This is a genomic window from Streptomyces sp. NPDC007896, from assembly GCF_042959425.1.
Taxonomy (GTDB): domain Bacteria; phylum Actinomycetota; class Actinomycetes; order Streptomycetales; family Streptomycetaceae; genus Streptomyces.
Window position 1 is genome coordinate 602,163 of record NZ_JBIBKX010000002.1, and the last position, 18,755, is coordinate 620,917.

Sequence of the window (18,755 nt, forward strand, 5' to 3'; positions counted from 1 at the left end):
CGAGCCCCGCCCCCCCCCCCCGCCCGCCCCCCCCCCCCCCCCCCCCCCCCCCCCCCGGCGGCCCCCCCCCCCCCCCCCCGGGGGGGCGCGCCGCGCCCCACGACTGTGCGGTGCCGCTCTCTGTCAGCGGGCGTGACGGGGTGGGTTACCCGTGACGCCCCCCGTTGCCGTTCTGACCCTGAATGAAGCCCGAGGGGATCGAGAACGTAGGCGTCGGGAACCCGCCACCGTTCGTGTCACCGTTGGTGCCACTGATGGTGTTGCCGCTGATCGTGTTCCCGTTGACGGTGTTGCCGTTGGTGGTGTTCCCACCGTTCGCGTTGCCCTTGTTGTCGCCGTTGTTCCCGTCGCCCGGGCCGTGGCCGTTGTCCTTGGGCTTCTCGTCGGGAATGTCGACGAGGTTGAAGGACGGGGAGTCCTTGCCCGAGAGGGCGCCGGTCATGGCGTCCTTCCAGATGGGGCCGGGCACCTGACCGCCGTAGACGAGGTCGTGGTAAACGCCGCCGATGCTGATGTTCGTCATCTTGACGTTCTGCTTGGGGCTGCCGACCCAGACCGCGCCCGACAGGTTCGGCGTGTACCCGACGAACCAGGCGTTCTTGCGCTCGTCCGTCGTACCCGTCTTACCGGCGTTGTCGCGGTCGGAGAGGCCGGCCTGCTGACCCGTACCGGAGTCGATCACGCCCTGGAGCAGCGTGTTGACGGTGTCCGCGGTCTTCTCGGACATGGCCCGCGAGCACGTCGACTTCGGGACCTCGAGCGACTTCTCCTTGCCGTCGGCCTTCTGGGTGATCGACTCGATGGCGATCGGCGTGCAGTACATGCCCCGGGAGGCGAAGGTGGCGTACGCGCTCGCCATGGTCAGCGGGGAGATGCCCTTGGAGCCGAGGGTGATGGCGGGCACCTCGGGCAGCTTGTCGCCATTGCCCTGCACGACGTGCAGCTTGTCGGTGATCTTCACCACGGGGCAGATGCCGATGTCCGAGATCATCTGCACGAAGTAGGTGTTGACCGACTTGGCCATCGCCGTCTTCAGCGCGTACGGGCCCTTCTCCTCGGTGCTCTCGTTCGACAGCTTCTCGTTGGTCAGGTTGGTCCAGGGCTTGCTGCTGCACGTCTGCACGGGGCTGGGGTAGGCCATCTCGTACGGCGACGGGTACTGCTGGGTCGCCGGCCGGCCCTCCTCCAGCGCGGCCGCGGCCACGAACGGCTTGAAGGTCGAACCGGTCGGGAAGCCGTAGTTCGAACCGCCCATGTCACGGTCGACCGAGTAGTTGTACTCCGTCTCGTTCTTCCCGTAGCCGTACGGCCTCGACTGGCCCATGCCGACGATCTTCCCGGTGCCCGGCTCGACCAGGGTGGCCGCCGTGGCGACCGAGTCCGACTTGTTGACGTGGGACTTGATCGAGGACTGCACCGACTGCTGCGCCTGCGGGTCGAGCGTCGTACGGATGGTCAGGCCGCCCTGGTTCCAGACCTTCGCCCGGGCCTCCTTGGTCTTGCCGAAGACCGGGTCGCTGAGGAACACGTTCTCCACGTACTTGCAGAAGAAGCTCGCGCCCTTGACCGCCGTGATGCAGCCGTTCTTCGGCTGGCTGACCTTCAGGCCGAGCTTCGCCTCCTTGGCCTTGTCGGCCTCCTGCTGGGAGATGTCGTGCACCTCGGCCATGCGCTGCAGCACGGTGTTGCGGCGCTTGGTGGCCTCCGCCTCGTCGTTCACCGGGTCGTACCGGCTGGGCGACTGGACGATGCCCGCGAGCATCGCCGACTCCTCGAGGCTCAGGTCCTTGGCGGGCTTGGAGAAGTAACGCTGGGCGGCAGCCTCGATGCCGTAGGCCTGCTCGCCGAAGAACGTGATGTTCAGGTAGTTCTCGAGGATCTTCTTCTTGCCGAGCTTCTCTTCCAGCTGGATCGCGTACTTGAGCTCGCGGACCTTGCGGCCGAGGGTCTGCTGGGTGGCCTGGGCGACCTTCGTCGGGTCGTCGCCGGCCTCCTCCACGAAGTAGTTCTTCACCAGCTGCTGGGTGAGCGTGGAGGCGCCCTGGGCGACCCCGCCGTTCTGCGCGTTCTGGTTCAGGGCGCGCAGGACGCCCTTCAGGTCGATCGCGCCGTGCTGGTAGAAGCGGGAGTCCTCGATCGCGACGATCGCCTTCTGCATGTACGGCGAGATGTCCTTGAGGTCGACCACCGTGCGGTCGCGCGAGTAGACCGTCGCGATCTGACCGCCCTTGCTGTCCAGGATGGTGGTGCGCTGACTCAGCGCGGGACTCTTCAGGTTGTCGGGAATCTCGTCGAACCCCTGGACGGAACCCTTGGCCGCGAGACCGAGCGCGCCCGCTGCGGGCAGCGCGATTCCGGCCATGACTGCTCCAGCGAGCACGCTGACACCGAGGAACTTGGCGGCCTGTTGCGTTGGCGACAGACCACCGCCCGAGCGCTTCTTTGGCATAGGGGCAGCCTACGTTCTCATTCGCCGGACACGCGTATATGCCTTGGCCTAAGCTGTTCTCAACTGTCACAGCAGTATGGCCACGTATCAATACGTCCGGCGACCCCGAATCGTTCCGGAGGTTCCCCAACTTTTTTGGGGAGGTCGTGTCCGAATCAGCCTCATGCGTCACCTGGCGTCCGTTGTGACTCAACTGAACTGTCCCGGTTTGCCGGAGTACTCACATATGTCCGCCGCTCACTCCCCCGGGTGATCTGCCGCTTACGCATAGTCCGTTCGGGCCATTCAAGATTGGGCCCGCAGGGGGTGTTGCGCTGTGCCTGCCTTCCGTAACGTCCTCAACTGGCGGCGGTGAATATGCCGCTGCCGCCGTGGGGGAGCCTCGATTCGGGAGAGGACGGCGCCGGTATGGGCTGGGTAACCGACTGGAGTGCGCAGGCGGCCTGCCGCACTACCGATCCGGATGAACTGTTCGTTCAAGGAGCAGCGCAGAACAGGGCGAAGGCAGTGTGCACCGGATGTCCGGTACGCACGGAGTGCCTCGCCGATGCGCTCGACAATCGCGTCGAATTCGGCGTGTGGGGTGGCATGACGGAGCGGGAGCGTCGCGCATTGCTGCGCAGGCGTCCCACCGTCACCTCGTGGCGACGCCTGCTGGAGACCGCGCGTACGGAGTACGAGCGCGGCGCGGGCCTGCTGCCCCTCGACGAGGAAGAGGTGTACGAGCGCTACGCGGCGGTGGGCTGAGGGCGCCACGGAAGGCGTCCCGCGGGCCACCTCGGCCCGCGTCGGACTCACCTACCGCCTCGGACCCACCTACCGCCTCGGACCCACTCGCCTCAGGCAATCTCAGGCTCACCTCAGGTCATCTCAGGCCCGGCCACGAGTTCATGACTCAGGGCCGGCCCCGGGCCCGTGGACGGCGCCGCTCAGGCGTCGGTTTCAGGCAGCTCCGGCCGGTTGGCCGCGAGCCGTTCTCCGATGTCCCGCAGTCCTGCGAGATCGTGTACGTCGCCGGGCAGCGCGGCCACTTCGGCAACCGCCACCTCCGGGTGGAGCGCGGCGAAGCGGTCACGCGTGCGCTGCTCGCGGGAGAGCAGCTGCATGCGCTCGGCGTGCAGCCTCAGCAGGCCTGCGGTGAGTTGTTCGACGGTCCGGTGCCCGTGCGGCGGCGTGTCGGTCGGTGCGTCGGTCCTGTCCGTGGCGTCTGTGCTGTCCGTGGCGGCGGGGGAGCCTTCATCGGAACCGTCGGAGCCGGCTGGACCTTCGGAGCCGTCGGGAGCTGATGTCTCGGAAGCGGGAGATTCTGAACTGCCGTACGTGTCGGGAGAGTTACGAAGTCCAGCTTTCCCGCCCTCCTGATCCACAATGCGGGCGTCGTCAAGATTTTCTACAGCCGTGGATTCAAGATCTTCCGCAGGATCGGGATCCAGGCCGCCGACGGCCTCGGGATCCCTGTCCCCCTCGGCCGCAAGTTCCTCGGCGGTCTCGGCATCGAGGTTCTCCGCCGCCGCGAGCGCCCGCTCCGCGGACAGCTGGGCGGCACTGCTGCCGTGCACCCGGTTGAGTACGAGACCGGCGAACGGCATGTCCTCGGCCGCCAGCCGCTCCACGAAGTACGCGGCCTCGCGCAGCGCGTCCCGCTCCGGGGCCGCCACCACCAGGAACGCCGTCCCGGGCGCCTGGAGCAGCTTGTACGTGGCGTCCGCGCGCGTACGGAAGCCCCCGAACGTCGTGTCCATCGCCGCCACGAACGTCTGCACGTCCTTCAGGAGTTGTCCCCCCAGCAGCTTTCCCAGGGTGCCGGTCATCATCGACATCCCGACGTTCAGGAACTTCATCCCCGCACGCCCGCCCAGCTTCGCCGGGGCTGTCAGGAGCCGGATCAGCCGTCCGTCGAGGAAGGACCCGAGCCGCTTGGGCGCGTCCAGGAAGTCGAGCGCCGAGCGGGACGGCGGCGTGTCGACGACGATCAGGTCCCACTCGTCCCGCGCCCGCAGCTGCCCCAGCTTCTCCATCGCCATGTACTCCTGCGTGCCCGCGAAGCCCGCCGAAAGCGACTGGTAGAAGGGGTTGTTCAGGATCACGGCCGCCCGCTCGCCGTCCGCGTGCGCCTCGACGATCTCGTCGAACGTGCGCTTCATGTCGAGCATCATGGCGTGCAGCTCGCCGCCTGCGGAGTCGTCGATGCCCTTCACACGGCGTGGGATGTTGTCGAGGGAGTCGATGCCCATCGACTGGGCGAGCCGGCGAGCCGGGTCGATGGTCAGGACGACCACCTTGCGGCCCCGCTCCGCGGCGCGCAGCCCCAGGGCCGCCGCCGTGGTCGTCTTGCCGACGCCGCCCGAACCGCAGCACACCACGATGCGGGTGTCGGGGTCGTCGAGCAGAGGGTCGAGGTCGAGTACGCGGGCCGGGTCCAGACTCATGAGATCCCTTGAGTGCGCAGTTCCGTGGCGAGCTCGTACAGGCCCGCCAGGTCCATTCCCTCGGCGAGCAGGGGGAGTTCGTGCAGCGGGAGGTCCTGCTCGGTCAGGACGGCCCGCTGCTCGCGCTCCAGGGTGTGCCGCTCGGCGTACTCCTCGGCCTGTTCCAGGAGGGGCCCGACGAGCCGCTCGGCGTTCCCGCCGCGGCGGGCGCCGCCGAGCCCGGCCGCCGAGAGCGACTTGGCGATGGCGCTGCGCGCGACGGCGGCCGTGAGCTCCAGGTCGACATCGTCCAGGAGCGCGGGCCGCACCATGTTCACGATGATCCGTCCCACCGGCAGCTTCGCCGCCCGCAGCTCGGCGATGCCGTCCGCGGTCTCCTGGACGGGCATCTCCTCCAGCAGCGTCACCATGTGCACCGCCGTCTCCGGCGACTTCAGGACGCGCATCACGGCCTGCGCCTGATTGTGTATCGGCCCGATCTTGGCGAGCCCCGCGACCTCGTCGTTGACGTTCAGGAAGCGGGTGATGCGGCCCGTGGGTGGCGCGTCCATGACGACGTAGTCGTACGCGAACCGCCCGCTCTTGTCCTTCCTGCGGACGGCCTCGCACGCCTTCCCCGTGAGGAGCACGTCCCTGAGACCGGGCGCGATGGTGGTCGCGAAGTCGATGGCGCCGAGCTTCTTCAGGGCCCGGCCGGCGCCGCCCAGTTTGTAGAACATCTGGAGGTAGTCCAGAAGGGCCAGTTCGGGGTCGATGGCGAGGGCGTACACCTCCCCGCCCCCTGGAGCGACGGCGATCTTCCGCTCCTCGTAGGGCAGCGCTTCTGTTTCGAAGAGCTGCGCGATGCCCTGCCTGCCCTCGACCTCGACGAGGAGGGTGCGCTTGCCCTCGGTCGCGAGGGCGAGCGCGAGGGCCGCGGCTACCGTGGTCTTGCCGGTACCGCCCTTGCCGCTGACGACCTGGAGCCTGCTCACGTCTTCGAGCCTAACCAGTCCGCCGCCGTACTACGCAGGAGGCTGTGGACAACGTGCGCGCGAGGCCCCCCTCGGCAACGACTACAGTCGGCGACATGACCAAGTGGGAATACGCAACCGTGCCGCTGCTCGTCCATGCCACGAAGCAGATTCTGGACACCTGGGGCGAGGACGGCTGGGAGCTCGTCCAGGTCGTGCCCGGGCCGAACAACCCCGAGCAGCTGGTGGCCTACCTGAAGCGCGAGAAGTCGGCATGAGCGGCGCCGTCGAGGCGAAGCTCGCGGAGCTCGGTCTGACGCTGCCGGGCGTCGTACCGCCGCTGGCCGCCTATCAGCCCGCCGTGCAGTCCGGCGTGTACGTCTTCACCGCGGGGCAGCTGCCGATGGTGGACGGCAAGCTTCCGCTCACCGGCAAGGTGGGCGCGGAGGTCACGGCCGAGGAGGCCAAGGACCTGGCCCGCATCTGCGCGCTGAACGCGCTGGCCGCGGTCAAGTCCGTCGCGGGCGACCTCGACCGCATCGCGCGCGTCGTGAAGGTCGTCGGCTTTGTGGCCTCGGCCTCGGACTTCACCGGCCAGCCGGGTGTCCTGAACGGCGCGAGCGAGCTCCTGGGCGCGGCCCTGGGCGACAAGGGCGTCCACGCCCGCAGCGCGGTCGGTGTGGCCGTCCTCCCGCTGGACGCCCCGGTCGAGGTCGAGATCCAGGTGGAGCTGACGGCGGTGTAGGCGGTCGGGACCGGCGGCGGTTTTCTTCGCCCCCGCCGCCCCCGCCCCCGGCCCGGAGATCCCCATGGGCCCCTCGAACATTCGCCCGGCTCGGGATAGCCTCCGGCCATGGCGAATGGGCAGTGGTATCCACCGGAGTGGCCCGAGCGGATCCGCGCGCTCGCGAAGGGCACGCTGACCCCGGTACTCCCCAAGCGCGCGGCCACCGTCATGCTGCTCAAGGACACTCCCTCCACCCCCGTGGTGCACATGCTGCGCAGACGCGCCTCCATGGCCTTCGCCGGAGGCGCGTACGCGTACCCGGGCGGCGGGGTGGACCCACGCGACGACGAGCACCAGATCCGCTGGGCGGGCCCCACACGCGCGTGGTGGGCGAAAAGGCTCGGCACCGACGAGACGTCCGCCCAGGCCGTCGTCTGCGCGGCGGTCCGCGAGACGTACGAGGAGGCCGGCGTCCTGCTGGCCGGACCCACCCCGGACACCGTCGTCGGCGACACCACCGGCGAGGACTGGGAGGCGGACCGCGCGGCCCTGGTCGCCCGCGACCTCTCCTTCGCCGAGTTCCTCGACCGCCGCGGACTCGTGCTCAGGTCCGACCTCCTGGGCGTCTGGACCCGCTGGATCACCCCGGAGTTCGAAACCCGTCGCTACGACACCTGGTTCTTCGTGGCCGCCCTCCCGGAGGGCCAGCGCACCCGCAACGCCTCCACGGAGGCCGACCGTACGGTCTGGATCCGTCCCGCGGACGCGGCGGACGGGTACGACAAGGGCGAGCTCCTGATGATGCCGCCCACCGTCGCGACCCTGCGCCAGCTCATCCCGTACGACAGCGCCGCCGACGTCCTCGCCGCCGCGCCCGCCCGTGATCTGACCCCCGTCCTGGCCAAGGCCCGCCTGGAGAACGGCGAAGTGGTCCTCGCCTGGCCGGGCCACGACGAGTTCACCAAGCACATCCCGACCGGTGGAGCCCCCGCATGACCGACGCCGCAGCCCTCCCCGGCCAGCCGCGAGGCGGGGTCCTTTCCGGCTCCGCCACCTCGCGCGCCGTCAACGTGCTCGCGCCCAACGCGTCCGCGATGACCCTGGACGGCACCAACACCTGGATCGTCTCCGAGCCGGACTCCGACCTGGCGGTGGTGATCGATCCCGGGCCCCTGGACGACGTACATCTGCGCAATGTCGTGGACACCGCCGAGAAGGCGGGGAAGCGGGTGGCGCTGACCCTGCTGACGCACGGGCACCCCGATCACGCCGAGGGCGCCGGGCGGTTCGCGGAACTGACGGACACGAAGGTGCGGGCGCTGGATCCGGCGCTGCGGCTCGGCGACGAGGGCCTGGCGCACGGGGACGTCATCACCGTGGGCGGCCTCGAACTGCGTGTCGTACCGACTCCGGGCCACACCGCCGACTCGCTGTGCTTCCATCTCCCGGCCGATCGGGCCGTCCTGACGGGTGACACCATCCTCGGCCGCGGTACGACCGTCGTGGCCCACCCCGACGGCCGTCTGGGCGACTATCTCGACTCGCTGCGGCGGCTCAGGTCCCTCACCGTGGACGACGGCGTGCACACCGTGCTGCCGGGGCACGGGCCCGTCCTGGAGGACGCCCAGGGCGCCGTGGAGTTCTACCTCGCCCACCGCGCTCACCGCCTGGCCCAGGTCGAGACGGCGGTCGAGAACGGCTACCGGTCGCCGGCCGAGGTCGTCGCGCACGTGTACGCGGACGTCGACCGCTCACTGTGGCCTGCGGCGGAGCTGTCGGTCCGGGCGCAGATGGACTACCTCCGGGAACACGGCCTCATCTAGGCGTTTGAGCGTTCGGGCGGCTGGTGGGCGCCCTGGCGACCCCGGCGACACGGAAACCGACGACACGGAAACCGGCGACACGGAAACCGGCGACACGGAAACCGACGACACGGAAACCTGCGATACCGGCGATACGCGAAGGGCCCCGCTGTGCAGCGGGGCCCTTCAGGTGCGTCGAAAACCGGCGCGCGGTGCGGTCAGCGCGAGCGCTTCGCGAGGCGCTCCACGTCCAGCAGGATGACCGCGCGGGCCTCCAGGCGGAGCCAGCCACGGCCCGCGAAGTCGGCGAGCGCCTTGTTGACCGTCTCGCGGGACGCGCCGACCAGCTGGGCCAACTCCTCCTGCGTCAGGTCGTGCACGACGTGGATGCCCTCCTCCGACTGCACGCCGAAGCGGCGGGAGAGGTCCAGGAGCGCGCGGGCCACGCGGCCGGGCACGTCCGAGAAGACCAGGTCGGACATCTGGTCATTGGTCTTGCGCAGGCGCCGGGCGACGGCGCGCAGCAGCGCGGCGGCCACCTCGGGTCGCGCGTTCAGCCAGGGCTGGAGGTCGCCGTGGCCGAGGCCGAGCAGTTTGACCTCGGTCAACGCGGTGGCGGTCGCCGTGCGCGGGCCCGGGTCGAACAGCGACAGCTCGCCGATGAGCTCACCGGGGCCCAGGACGGCCAGCATGTTCTCGCGGCCGTCGGGTGAGGTGCGGTGAAGCTTCACCTTGCCCTCGGTGACCACGTAGAGGCGGTCCCCGGGGTCGCCCTCGTGGAAGAGAGCGTCGCCGCGTGCGAGGGTCACCTCACTCATGGAGGCGCGGAGCTCCGCGGCCTGCTCGTCATCGAGCGCCGCGAAGAGCGGGGCGCGCCGCAGAACGTCGTCCACGAGTTCTCTCCTTGTCGACCTGCTCAGGGGATCTTGTTCCCCCGTGATACCAGGGGACCGTGTTCCCCATCTTGCTGGACGGTCCAAACAGTGTGATCAGTCACAAGTCTGCCGCACTGGCGTGCCGGGCAGTGCGGCAGGGGGCCAATTGGGGGCTGATCTTCTGGGTCCGGGGCGGATGTCGGTGGGGGGCTTTAGGCTGGCCGGGTGTCCAAATCGCCGGTGAGAGCACAGGCCAAGGGGGCTGGGCGGGTGGTTGTACGTCGCGATTCCGCTGTGGGCGAACAAGGTCCCGTCGGAAGTATGAAAACGACAAAAGCGACAAATTCGACGCCGGTGAAGCCGGTCGCGAAGCCGGTCGCGAAGAAGGCCGCGAAGAAGGCCGCGAAGAAGTCTGCCCAAAAGGCGACAGCCGCGACCGGGAAGATGACAGGCGTGGCCAAGAAGGCGACGGCCACGATCAAGAAGGCGGCGACCACGTCCAGCAAGGCGACAGCCACGTCCGAGAAGGGGGCGAGCGCCTCCAAGAAGGCGACTGCTTCCAAGAAGGCGGCACCGGCCAAGGCGGCTGCCGCCAAGAAGGCGGCGCCTGCCAAGACGGTCGCCAAGAAGGCGGTGCCTGCCAAGGCCGTGGCCAAGAAGGCGGCCCCCGCCCAAGCCGCCCCCAAGAAGGCGATCGTCGAGTCCCACGCCGCTCTCGTGCGCCGAGCCCGCCGCATCAACCGCGAGCTCGCCGAGGTGTACCCGTACGCCCACCCGGAGCTCGACTTCGAGAACCCCTTCCAGTTGGTGATCGCCACGGTCCTGTCCGCCCAGACGACCGACCTGCGGGTGAACCAGACGACTCCGGCGCTCTTCGCCAAGTACCCCACGCCCGAGGACCTCGCCGCGGCGAATCCGGAGGAGGTCGAGGAGATTCTCCGTCCGACCGGTTTCTTCCGGGCCAAGACCAAGTCGGTGATAGGGCTCTCCAAGGCCTTGGTGGAGGACTTCGGGGGCGAGGTCCCCGGCCGCCTCGAAGACCTCGTCAAGCTCCCCGGCGTAGGCCGCAAGACCGCCTTCGTGGTCCTCGGCAACGCCTTCGGGCGCCCCGGCATCACCGTGGACACCCACTTCGGCCGGCTTGTGCGCCGCTGGCAGTGGACCGACGAGACCGACCCGGACAAGGTGGAGGCCGCCGTCGGCGCGCTCTTCCCGAAGACCGAGTGGACGATGCTCTCGCACCACGTGATCTTCCACGGCCGTCGCATCTGCCACGCCCGCAAGCCCGCGTGCGGCGCCTGCCCCATCGCCCCGCTCTGCCCCGCGTACGGGGAGGGCGAGACGGACCCGGAGAAGGCGCGCAAGCTCCTGAAGTACGAGAAGGGCGGCTTCCCCGGCCAACGCCTCAACCCGCCGCAGTCCTACCTGGACGCGGGCGGCATCCCGGCACCCCCACTGGGCGCCGGATGACGGAACGAACACGGCGCCGCCCGGCGTTGCGGAGAACAGAACGGGGGTGGCGATGACGCACGCGAGCAACACGCACAGCAGGCACGACGAGCCGGACACAGACCGCACACAGAACGAGACGGGTACGCGCGGCACGCAGGACGAGACGGGCACACACCGCACGTACGACGGACCCGGCGCGCACCACCGCACACACGAAGGTCCCGACTCGCACAACGGCCAGGTCGTGGTGACCAAGGACGGCCTGCCCGCCTGGCTCGACCCGGTGGTGCATGCCGTCGAGACCGTGGAGCCGCTCCAGCTGAGCCGCTTCCTGCCGCCGTCGAACGGTGCGGGGCGGCAGTCCGCCGTTCTCATCCTCTTCGGCGAGGGAGCCCGCGGCCCCGAGCTGCTGCTGATGGAGCGTGCCAGCTCCCTGCGCTCGCACGCGGGGCAGCCCTCCTTCCCGGGCGGCGCCCTCGACCCGCAGGACGGCGACCCGAAGGCCGACGGGCCGCTGCGGGCCGCGCTGCGGGAGGCGGAGGAGGAGACCGGGCTGGACCCCAGCGGCGTCCAGCTCTTCGGCGTGCTGCCGAAGCTCTACATCCCGGTGAGCGGCTTCGTGGTCACCCCGGTCCTGGGCTGGTGGCGCGAGCCGACCCCGGTCGGCGTGGTCGATCCGGCCGAGACGGCCCGGGTCTTCACGGTCCCCGTGGCGGATCTCACGAACCCCGACCACCGTGCGACGACCGTGCACCCCAGCGGTCACCGAGGTCCGGCATTCCTGGTCGAATCGGCCCTGGTCTGGGGCTTCACCGCGGGGATCATCGACCGTCTGCTGCACTACGCGGGCTGGGAGCTGCCCTGGGACCGCGAGAAGCAGGTCCCGCTCGACTGGCGCGCATGACAGGGTGGCCTCCGTGAACGTGCTGGACATCCTGTTGCTGGTCGCCGCCGTGTGGTTCGCGATCGTGGGCTACCGCCAGGGCTTCGTCGTCGGCATCCTGTCGGTGATCGGGTTCCTGGGCGGCGGCCTCGTCGCTGTCTATCTGCTTCCCGTCGTCTGGGGTGCCCTGACCGACGACACCAAGGTGAGTACGACCGCCGCCGTGGTCGCGGTGATCGTCGTGATCGTCTGCGCCTCCGTCGGCCAGGCCCTCACCACCCACCTCGGCAACAAACTGCGCCGGTACATCACCTGGTCCCCGGCCCGCGCCCTGGACGCGACCGGCGGCGCCCTCGTCAACGTCGTCGCGATGCTCCTGGTCGCCTGGCTGATCGGCTCGGCCCTCGCGGGTACGACGCTGCCGACCCTCGGCAAGGAGGTCCGCGGCTCCAAGGTGCTCCACAGCGTCTCCAGCGCCCTGCCCTCCCAGGCCGACACCTGGTTCGCCGACTTCTCCTCGGTCCTCGCGCAGAACGGCTTCCCGCAGGTCTTCAGCCCGTTCGCCAACGAACCCATCACCGACGTCCGGCCCCCCGACCCGGCGCTCGTGAACAGCCCCGTCGCCACCCGCGCCCAGAAGTCCATCGTCAAGGTGATGGGCACCGCGCAGAGCTGCGGCAAGGTCCTCGAGGGCAGCGGCTTCGTCTTCGGCGACCGCCGCGTGATGACCAACGCGCACGTGGTCGGCGGGGTCGACGAGCCCACCGTCCAGATCGGCGGCGAGGGCAGGAAGTACGACGCCAAGGTCGTCCTGTACGACTGGGAGCGCGACATCGCCGTACTCGACGTACCGAACCTGCGCGCGCCCGCCCTCCAGTTCACGGCCAAGGACGCGACCAGCGGCAACAACGCGATCGTCGCCGGCTTCCCGCAGAACGGCGCGTACAACGTCCAGCCCGCGCGCGTGCGCGGCCGCATCACGGCCAACGGCCCGGACATCTACCACCGCGGAACCGTGCGCCGTGACGTCTACTCGCTCTACGCGACCGTGCGCCAGGGCAACTCGGGCGGCCCGCTGCTCACGCCCGACGGCAAGGTGTACGGAGTGGTCTTCGCGAAGTCCCTCGACGACGCCAACACCGGGTACGCGCTCACCGCGGACGAGGTCCAGCCGGACGCCACCAGGGGCCGTACGGCCGATCAGCAGGTGGACAGCGACAGCTGCGCGCTCTGAGAGCCAAGGGTGACGGGCGGCGGTGTGCGGGGGCTCAGCCTCGTGGGTGACGCAGCCGTACCGAAACCCAGCGGGCCCGGCGGCGCAAAATGCGCGGGATCCCCACTTGGGGGTCCGCGCCCGGCAACTGCGGGGTGCCCCTCTGATGGGAGCTCAGGCCCGTCGCCGAGCGGCGGTTGCGTGGTGCGTCACTGTAGTCGTGCGTCCAGCCCATACCCCGACGTGTGCCCCTGCCCCAAGGTCGATAACCGCGCCCGAGCCCCCCAATTGGCCTATGCGCGAGGCATTTGGCTGTTCGTAGGACAGGTGTTCCCGTCCGCATACCGGGCGGGCCACGGGTCGCAATCGGACAGTCACCGACGGGTCACCGGTCGGGCTCGGGATCCTTCAGCCAGTTGACCAATTCGGTCGAAAACGCCACGGGGTCCTCTTCGTGGGGGAAGTGTCCGAGACCGTCGAACAGCCGCCAACGGTACGGCGCTTCGACGTACTCCCCGGAACCGGCCGCGCTCCGCGTCCGCATCACCGGATCGAGCGATCCGTGCAGATGCAGCGTCGGCACCCGAACCGGCCGCTTCATACGCCGGTTGAACTGGATCCCGTCCGGCCGTGCCATCGAACGGACCATCCACCGATAGGGCTCGATCGAACAATGCGCCGTCGACGGGATGCACATGGCGCGGCGGTACGTCTCCACGGCCTCGTCGTCCGGCTGTCGCGGCCCCGACCAGTCCCGTACCAGACGCCCCACCAGGGCGCCTTCGTCGGCGATGAGTTGGCGCTCCGGGATCCAGGGCCGCTGGAACCCCCAGATGTACGAACCCGCGGCCGACTGCTTGACGTCGGAGAGCATGGCCGAGCGCCAGCGCCGCGGATGCGGCATGGACGACACGGCGAGTCGGCGGACGAGCTTGGGGCGCATCACGGCCGCCGTCCACGCCAGATAGCCGCCCAGGTCGTGTCCGACCAGCGCGGCGTCGGGCTCCCCGAGGGACCGTACGACCCCGGTGATGTCGAGCGCGAGGTTGGCGGGGTCGTAACCGCGCGGCGTGCGGTCGCTGCCGCCGACGCCGCGCAGATCCATGGCCACGGCCCGGAAGCCCGCGTCCGCGAGCGCCACCATCTGCCGGCGCCAGGTCCACCAGAACTGCGGGAAGCCGTGCAGCAGCAGGACGAGCGGCCCGTCGCCCATCTCGGCGATGTGGAAGCGGGCGCCGTTGGCGGCGACGTCCCGGTGGGTCACTTCTCTCCCGCCGGGGACGTCGAGCCGCACGACTGAGGTGGGTTGCGCCGAAGGGGTGGCGGGGTCCGTCATGACGTCGAGCGTGCCACAACCTCGACCGCGTCACTTACAGGGGCGGTCCGGGGATGCGGTTTGGCGTTCTGGAGCACACCCGCCGTCTCCTTGACCGAGGCGGCGACCTTTTGCGGGCCCTTGCCCTTCTTCGCCTTCTTTGCGAAGGTCAGGCCGATCAACGCGAGGACGGCGGCGACCAGCACGTTCGCGGCGAACGACAGGACGAAGCAGATCGCGAGATTCCAGTGGCTCCAGGTCCGGATGCCGTACGCCAGGGCGAAGTTCAGCATCGGGAGGGAGAAGATCAGCACCGCTCCGGCCGCGGAGAACGCGCCACCGCTGACCGCGCCGCGCTTGACGTCCTGCTTGAGCTGCGCCTTCGCCAGCGCGATCTCGTCGTGCACCAGTGCGGACATCTCGGTCGTCGCCGAGGCGAACAACTGGCCGATGCTGCGTTCGGCGCCGACCGGGCTGCCGTCGGGTGCGCTCATCGCGGACTCCCTCTTCTGTATGTGCCTGCTCTGCACGGGCTGATCTGTACGGGCTGATCTCTACGGTCTGGCTGCCAACGGTGCCGGTACGGCCCTGGCTGCTCCAGCGTCCGTACCGTCCACTGCCGACCGTCCGGTCCTGACCGTCCGACTTTGACCATCCGGTTCTGACCATCCGGTTCTGCTCAGATCATGCCGGACCGTCGTTCTCCTCGCTTGCCCCGCCCGCCACTTCGGCAAGCCTTCGGTGCTCGGCGGCCTTCCGTTCGTGGATCTCGGCCATCCGCAGGTGGTACGCCGGGTTGTTCTGCTCGTAGATGTCGGGGATGCCGTCGCTGTCCTCGTCGAGCTCCTCGGCCTCGTACAGCGCACGGTACTTGGCGTTGCGTACCTTCAGCAGCGCCGTGGCGAGTACGGCGGCTATGAGCGAGCCGATCAGTACGGCGGCCTTGACCTCGTCGGTGAGTACCGGGTCGTTCTTGAAGGCGAGTTCGCCGATGAGGAGCGAGACGGTGAAGCCGATTCCGGAGAGGGAGGCGACGGCGAAGACGTCGGGCCAGACGAGATCCTCACTGAGCGAGGCCCTGGTGAACCGGGCCGCCAGCCAGGTCCCCCCGAAAATGCCCACGGCCTTCCCGACGACGAGCCCCAGCACGACACCGAGCGTCTCGGGCCGCGTGAACACGTCACCGATCGCCCCGCCGGAGACGACGACCCCGGCGCTGAAGAGCGCGAACAGCGGCACGGCGAGCCCGGCGGAAAGGGGCCGTACAAGATGCTCGATGTGCTCCCCGGGTGAGTGCTCCTCGCCCTCCTGCCGGTGGCAGCGCAGCATCAGCCCCATCGCGACGCCGGAGATGGTGGCGTGGACGCCGCTGTTGTACATCAGCCCCCAGATGACAAGCGCGAGCGGCACATACACGTACCACCCGCGTACGCCCTTGCGCAGCAGTACCCAGAACACGCCGAGCCCGACGACGGCCCCGCCCAGCGCGCCGAAGTCGATGTGGTCGGTGAAGAAGATCGCGATGATGAGAATCGCGAACAGGTCGTCGACGACGGCGAGGGTGAGCAGGAAGGCGCGCAGGGAGGACGGCAGGGAGGTGCCGATCACGGCGAGTACGGCGAGGGCGAAGGCGATGTCGGTGGCCGTGGGTACGGCCCACCCACCGAGGGATCCGCCCCCGATCACATTGGTGAGGGTGTAGACCAGCGCGGGCACGGCCATTCCGCACACGGCCGCGACGACGGGCAGTATCGCGGCCTTCGGATCGCGCAGATCCCCCGCCACCAGCTCGCGCTTGAGTTCGATACCGGCGACGAAGAAGAACACGGCCAGCAGTCCGTCCGCCGCCCAGTGCTGAACGGACAGGTTCAGCCCGAGCGCGGAGGGCCCGAGATGGAAGTGACTGACGGCGGCGTAACTGTCCCGAAGTGGCGTGTTGGCCCACACCAGCGCGGCAACCGCCGCGACGAGCAGCAGCACCCCACCGACGGTCTCGGTCCGCAACGCGTCCGCGACGAAGTTCCGCTCGGGCAGGGACAGGCGCCCGAGGAGCTTGCGGTTGTTGGCGCTGGGCGTGGCCACGGCGGGACCTCCGGGTCGTTACGGCTGCTTGCTGACGGCCGCCACACGGGATCGCTGACGACACCGCCGACCAGACTTCCCGGCACACCCTGAGGTCACTACTTTACCTTGCCATTACAGCGAGATATTTCGCATTGCGAACATATGGTGCGCAAGGGGGGTGGGCGCCCCGCTTGGACGTGCGGAGCGCGCCTCGGCACCAACGAGGGCTGGACACAACGAGGGCTGGACACAACGGGGGATGGACATGATGGCCCACGGTCATGTCGCACGGACCTGCGAGAGCCAGACCGGGACACGGCGTACGGGGAGCGAGCCCACGGCCTGGTAACGGACGCGACGCGAGGCCCAGAGGGGCGGGGAGGCCGGAGCGGTCATAGCCGACGCGACGGAGACCTCACGAGCCCCCAGATGAGAGGGCGGAGCCCTGTGTGGGGTGCAGGAGCGGAGCCTCGCAGGGTTTGGGGTGTGGGGCGGAGCCCGGCGAGGTTGGGGGTGTGGGGGCACTTAGTGCCCCCACACTCAAAAGGGGCGGGTGGGTGGAGGAAACCCTCAGTCCTCGCTCGGCGCCGCCGGCAGCTTCGCCTGGATGAGATCCATCACCGTGGAGTCCGTCAACGTCGTGACATCCCCCAGCTCCCGGTTCTCCGCCACGTCACGCAACAACCGCCGCATGATCTTCCCGGACCGAGTCTTGGGAAGCTCGGCCACCGGCAACACCCGCTTCGGCTTGGCGATCGGCCCCAGCGTCGCCCCTACGTGATTCCGCAGATCCGCCACCAGCCCGGCATCCTCCGCGGAAGCGGTCCCCCGCAGAATCACGAACGCGACAATCGCCTGCCCCGTCGTCTCGTCCGCCGCACCGACCACCGCCGCCTCGGCGACCGAAGGATGCGAGACGAGCGCCGACTCGACCTCGGTCGTCGAGATGTTGTGCCCGGACACGAGCATCACGTCGTCGACCCGCCCGAGGAGCCAGATGTCCCCGTCCTCGTCCTTCTTCGCCCCGTCCCCGGCGAAGTACTTCCCCTCGAACCGCGACCAGTACGTGTCGAGGAACCGCTGGTCGTCGCCCCAGATCGTGCGCAGCATCGAGGGCCACGGCTCGGTGAGCACCAGGTACCCGCCACCCCCGTTGGGAACCTCCCGCGCCTCGTCGTCGACCACGGTCGCCGAGATCCCCGGCAACGGCCGCTGCGCCGACCCCGGCTTGGTCTCGGTGACCCCCGGCAGCGGCGAGATCATCATCGCGCCGGTCTCGGTCTGCCACCACGTGTCCACGATGGGCGTCCGGTCGCCGCCGATGTGCTTGCGGTACCAGATCCATGCCTCGGGGTTGATCGGCTCACCCACGGACCCCAGCACCCGCAGGCTGCTGAGATCGAACTTCGCGGGGATGTCGTCCCCCCACTTCATGAACGTACGGATAGCCGTGGGCGCCGTGTAGAGAATCGTCACCCCGTACTTCTGCACGATCTCCCAGAACCGCCCCTGGTGCGGCGTGTCCGGCGTCCCCTCGTACATCACCTGCGTCGCACCGTTCGAAAGCGGCCCGTACGTGATGTACGAGTGCCCGGTGACCCAGCCGATGTCGGCCGTGCACCAGTACACGTCGGTCTCCGGCTTGAGGTCGAAGACGGCGTGGTGGGTGTACGAGGCCTGCGTGAGGTACCCGCCCGAGGTGTGCAGGATGCCCTTCGGCTTCCCCGTGGTCCCGGAGGTGTAGAGGATGAACAGTGGCTGCTCGGCGTCGAACGCCTCCGGCGTGTGCTCGGCCGACTGCCGCTCGACGATCTCGTGCCACCACACGTCGCGGCCCTCGGTCCAGTCGACCTCCTGGCCGGTGCGCCGCACCACCAGCACCTTGTCGACCCCGTCGACCCGGCTCAACGCGTCGTCGACGGCCGGCTTGAGCGCGGACGGCTTGCCACGTCGGTAACCGCCGTCGGAGGTGATGACCAGCTTGGCGTCCGCGTCCAGGATGCGGGTGGCGATCGCGTCCGCGGAGAATCCGCCGAAGACGACCGAATGCGCCGCGCCGATCCGCGCACACGCGAGCATCGCGACGACGGCCTCGGGGATCATCGGCAGATAGACGGCGACCCGGTCGCCCTTCCCGACGCCCAGCTCGATCAGTGCGTTGGCGGCCTTGCTCACCTCGTCCTTGAGCTCGGCGTAGGTGATCGCCCGGCTGTCGCCCGGCTCGCCCTCGAAGTGGATGGCGATCCGGTCGCCGTTCCCGGCCTCTACATGCCGGTCGACGCAGTTGTACGCGACGTTCAGCTTTCCGTCGGCGAACCACTTCGCGAACGGAGGGTTCGACCAGTCCAGCGTTTCGGTCGGCTCGGTGGCCCAGGTCAGCCGGCGGGCCTGCTCGGCCCAGAAGCCGAGCCTGTCAGCCTTGGCCTGCTCATACGCCTCCGCGGTGACATTGGCGTTCGCCGCCAGGTCGGCGGGCGGCGCGAACCTGCGCTCTTCCTTCAGCAGGTTGGCCAGGCTTTCGTTGCTCACGACATCTCCCTTTCCCAGGGTGTCCGTTGTGTCCCAGGCCACAGCTCATCAGACCGGGGGCCTC

17 protein-coding genes are annotated in these 18,755 nt (G+C 69.3%); 8 read left to right on the forward strand and 9 right to left on the reverse strand.

The window, feature by feature from the left end; all coding sequences use genetic code 11:
• Positions 1-145: 145 nt before the first annotated feature.
• Positions 146-2,449, reverse strand: coding sequence for a transglycosylase domain-containing protein (locus ACFZDJ_RS10305; protein ID WP_390934242.1), 2,304 nt, complete (start codon positions 2,447-2,449; stop codon positions 146-148).
• A gap of 408 nt (positions 2,450-2,857) precedes the next feature.
• On the opposite strand from ACFZDJ_RS10305, the gene wblA reads away from it, so the two are divergent.
• Positions 2,858-3,196, forward strand: a complete 339-nt coding sequence (wblA, locus tag ACFZDJ_RS10310; RefSeq protein ID WP_028799159.1) for a transcriptional regulator WblA — start codon at positions 2,858-2,860, stop codon at positions 3,194-3,196.
• A gap of 182 nt (positions 3,197-3,378) precedes the next feature.
• On the opposite strand, the gene ACFZDJ_RS10315 is transcribed toward wblA, so the two are convergent.
• Together ACFZDJ_RS10315 and ACFZDJ_RS10320 are read right to left on the reverse strand one after the other, a co-directional pair.
• Positions 3,379-4,878 carry an ArsA-related P-loop ATPase gene (locus ACFZDJ_RS10315; protein ID WP_390934243.1) on the reverse strand — a complete coding sequence of 500 codons (1,500 nt, stop codon included), beginning with the start codon at positions 4,876-4,878 and terminating at the stop codon, positions 3,379-3,381.
• Positions 4,875-5,852: an ArsA family ATPase gene (locus ACFZDJ_RS10320; protein WP_385375089.1), complete on the reverse strand. Its 978-nt coding sequence runs from the start codon at positions 5,850-5,852 to the stop codon at positions 4,875-4,877. The genes ACFZDJ_RS10315 and ACFZDJ_RS10320 overlap by 4 nt, the downstream gene beginning before the upstream one ends.
• Positions 5,853-5,947: 95 nt before the next feature.
• On the opposite strand from ACFZDJ_RS10320, the gene ACFZDJ_RS10325 reads away from it, so the two are divergent.
• From ACFZDJ_RS10325 to ACFZDJ_RS10340, 4 genes are all read left to right on the forward strand, one after another.
• Positions 5,948-6,109, forward strand: coding sequence for a DUF4177 domain-containing protein (locus tag ACFZDJ_RS10325; protein WP_075033571.1), 162 nt, complete (start codon positions 5,948-5,950; stop codon positions 6,107-6,109).
• On the forward strand, positions 6,106-6,576 hold the full coding sequence (locus ACFZDJ_RS10330; protein ID WP_095853386.1) for a RidA family protein: 471 nt from the start codon (positions 6,106-6,108) through the stop codon (positions 6,574-6,576). Before ACFZDJ_RS10325 ends, ACFZDJ_RS10330 begins: the two co-directional genes overlap by 4 nt.
• A gap of 108 nt (positions 6,577-6,684) precedes the next feature.
• The gene (locus ACFZDJ_RS10335) at positions 6,685-7,554 is read left to right on the forward strand and encodes an NUDIX hydrolase (RefSeq protein ID WP_391057644.1); all 870 of its coding nucleotides are present in this window, start codon (positions 6,685-6,687) and stop codon (positions 7,552-7,554) included.
• The gene (locus ACFZDJ_RS10340; RefSeq protein ID WP_168494124.1) at positions 7,551-8,381 is read left to right on the forward strand and encodes an MBL fold metallo-hydrolase; all 831 of its coding nucleotides are present in this window, start codon (positions 7,551-7,553) and stop codon (positions 8,379-8,381) included. The genes ACFZDJ_RS10335 and ACFZDJ_RS10340 overlap by 4 nt, the downstream gene beginning before the upstream one ends.
• 197 nt (positions 8,382-8,578) lie before the next feature.
• Here ACFZDJ_RS10340 and ACFZDJ_RS10345 read toward each other — a convergent pair whose 3' ends face one another.
• Positions 8,579-9,253, reverse strand: coding sequence for a Crp/Fnr family transcriptional regulator (locus tag ACFZDJ_RS10345; protein ID WP_006382668.1), 675 nt, complete (start codon positions 9,251-9,253; stop codon positions 8,579-8,581).
• Between the two features lie 303 nt (positions 9,254-9,556).
• On the opposite strand from ACFZDJ_RS10345, the gene nth reads away from it, so the two are divergent.
• From nth to ACFZDJ_RS10360, 3 genes are all read left to right on the forward strand, one after another.
• A complete protein-coding gene (nth, locus tag ACFZDJ_RS10350) occupies positions 9,557-10,705 on the forward strand; it encodes an endonuclease III (RefSeq protein WP_391057648.1) in 1,149 nt (382 codons plus the stop codon).
• A gap of 226 nt (positions 10,706-10,931) precedes the next feature.
• The gene (locus ACFZDJ_RS10355) at positions 10,932-11,591 is read left to right on the forward strand and encodes a CoA pyrophosphatase (RefSeq protein ID WP_168517629.1); all 660 of its coding nucleotides are present in this window, start codon (positions 10,932-10,934) and stop codon (positions 11,589-11,591) included.
• A gap of 13 nt (positions 11,592-11,604) precedes the next feature.
• Positions 11,605-12,804 (forward strand): MarP family serine protease, encoded by a 1,200-nt coding sequence (locus ACFZDJ_RS10360; RefSeq protein ID WP_390934246.1) that lies wholly within the window; start codon positions 11,605-11,607, stop codon positions 12,802-12,804.
• A 34-nt stretch (positions 12,805-12,838) separates the two neighbouring features.
• Here ACFZDJ_RS10360 and ACFZDJ_RS10365 read toward each other — a convergent pair whose 3' ends face one another.
• From ACFZDJ_RS10365 to acs, 5 genes are all read right to left on the reverse strand, one after another.
• Positions 12,839-13,018 carry a hypothetical protein gene (locus ACFZDJ_RS10365; RefSeq protein ID WP_075033566.1) on the reverse strand — a complete coding sequence of 60 codons (180 nt, stop codon included), beginning with the start codon at positions 13,016-13,018 and terminating at the stop codon, positions 12,839-12,841.
• Positions 13,019-13,168: 150 nt separating this feature from the next.
• A complete protein-coding gene (locus ACFZDJ_RS10370) occupies positions 13,169-14,119 on the reverse strand; it encodes an alpha/beta fold hydrolase (RefSeq protein WP_101399615.1) in 951 nt (316 codons plus the stop codon).
• A complete protein-coding gene (locus ACFZDJ_RS10375; protein ID WP_390934247.1) occupies positions 14,116-14,592 on the reverse strand; it encodes a phage holin family protein in 477 nt (158 codons plus the stop codon). Before ACFZDJ_RS10375 ends, ACFZDJ_RS10370 begins: the two co-directional genes overlap by 4 nt.
• Positions 14,593-14,782: 190 nt before the next feature.
• Positions 14,783-16,180 (reverse strand): Na+/H+ antiporter NhaA, encoded by a 1,398-nt coding sequence (nhaA, locus tag ACFZDJ_RS10380; protein WP_391057651.1) that lies wholly within the window; start codon positions 16,178-16,180, stop codon positions 14,783-14,785.
• 552 nt (positions 16,181-16,732) lie between these two features.
• Positions 16,733-18,733: an acetate--CoA ligase gene (gene acs / locus ACFZDJ_RS10385; RefSeq protein ID WP_390934249.1), complete on the reverse strand. Its 2,001-nt coding sequence runs from the start codon at positions 18,731-18,733 to the stop codon at positions 16,733-16,735.
• Positions 18,734-18,755: the final 22 nt, after the last annotated feature.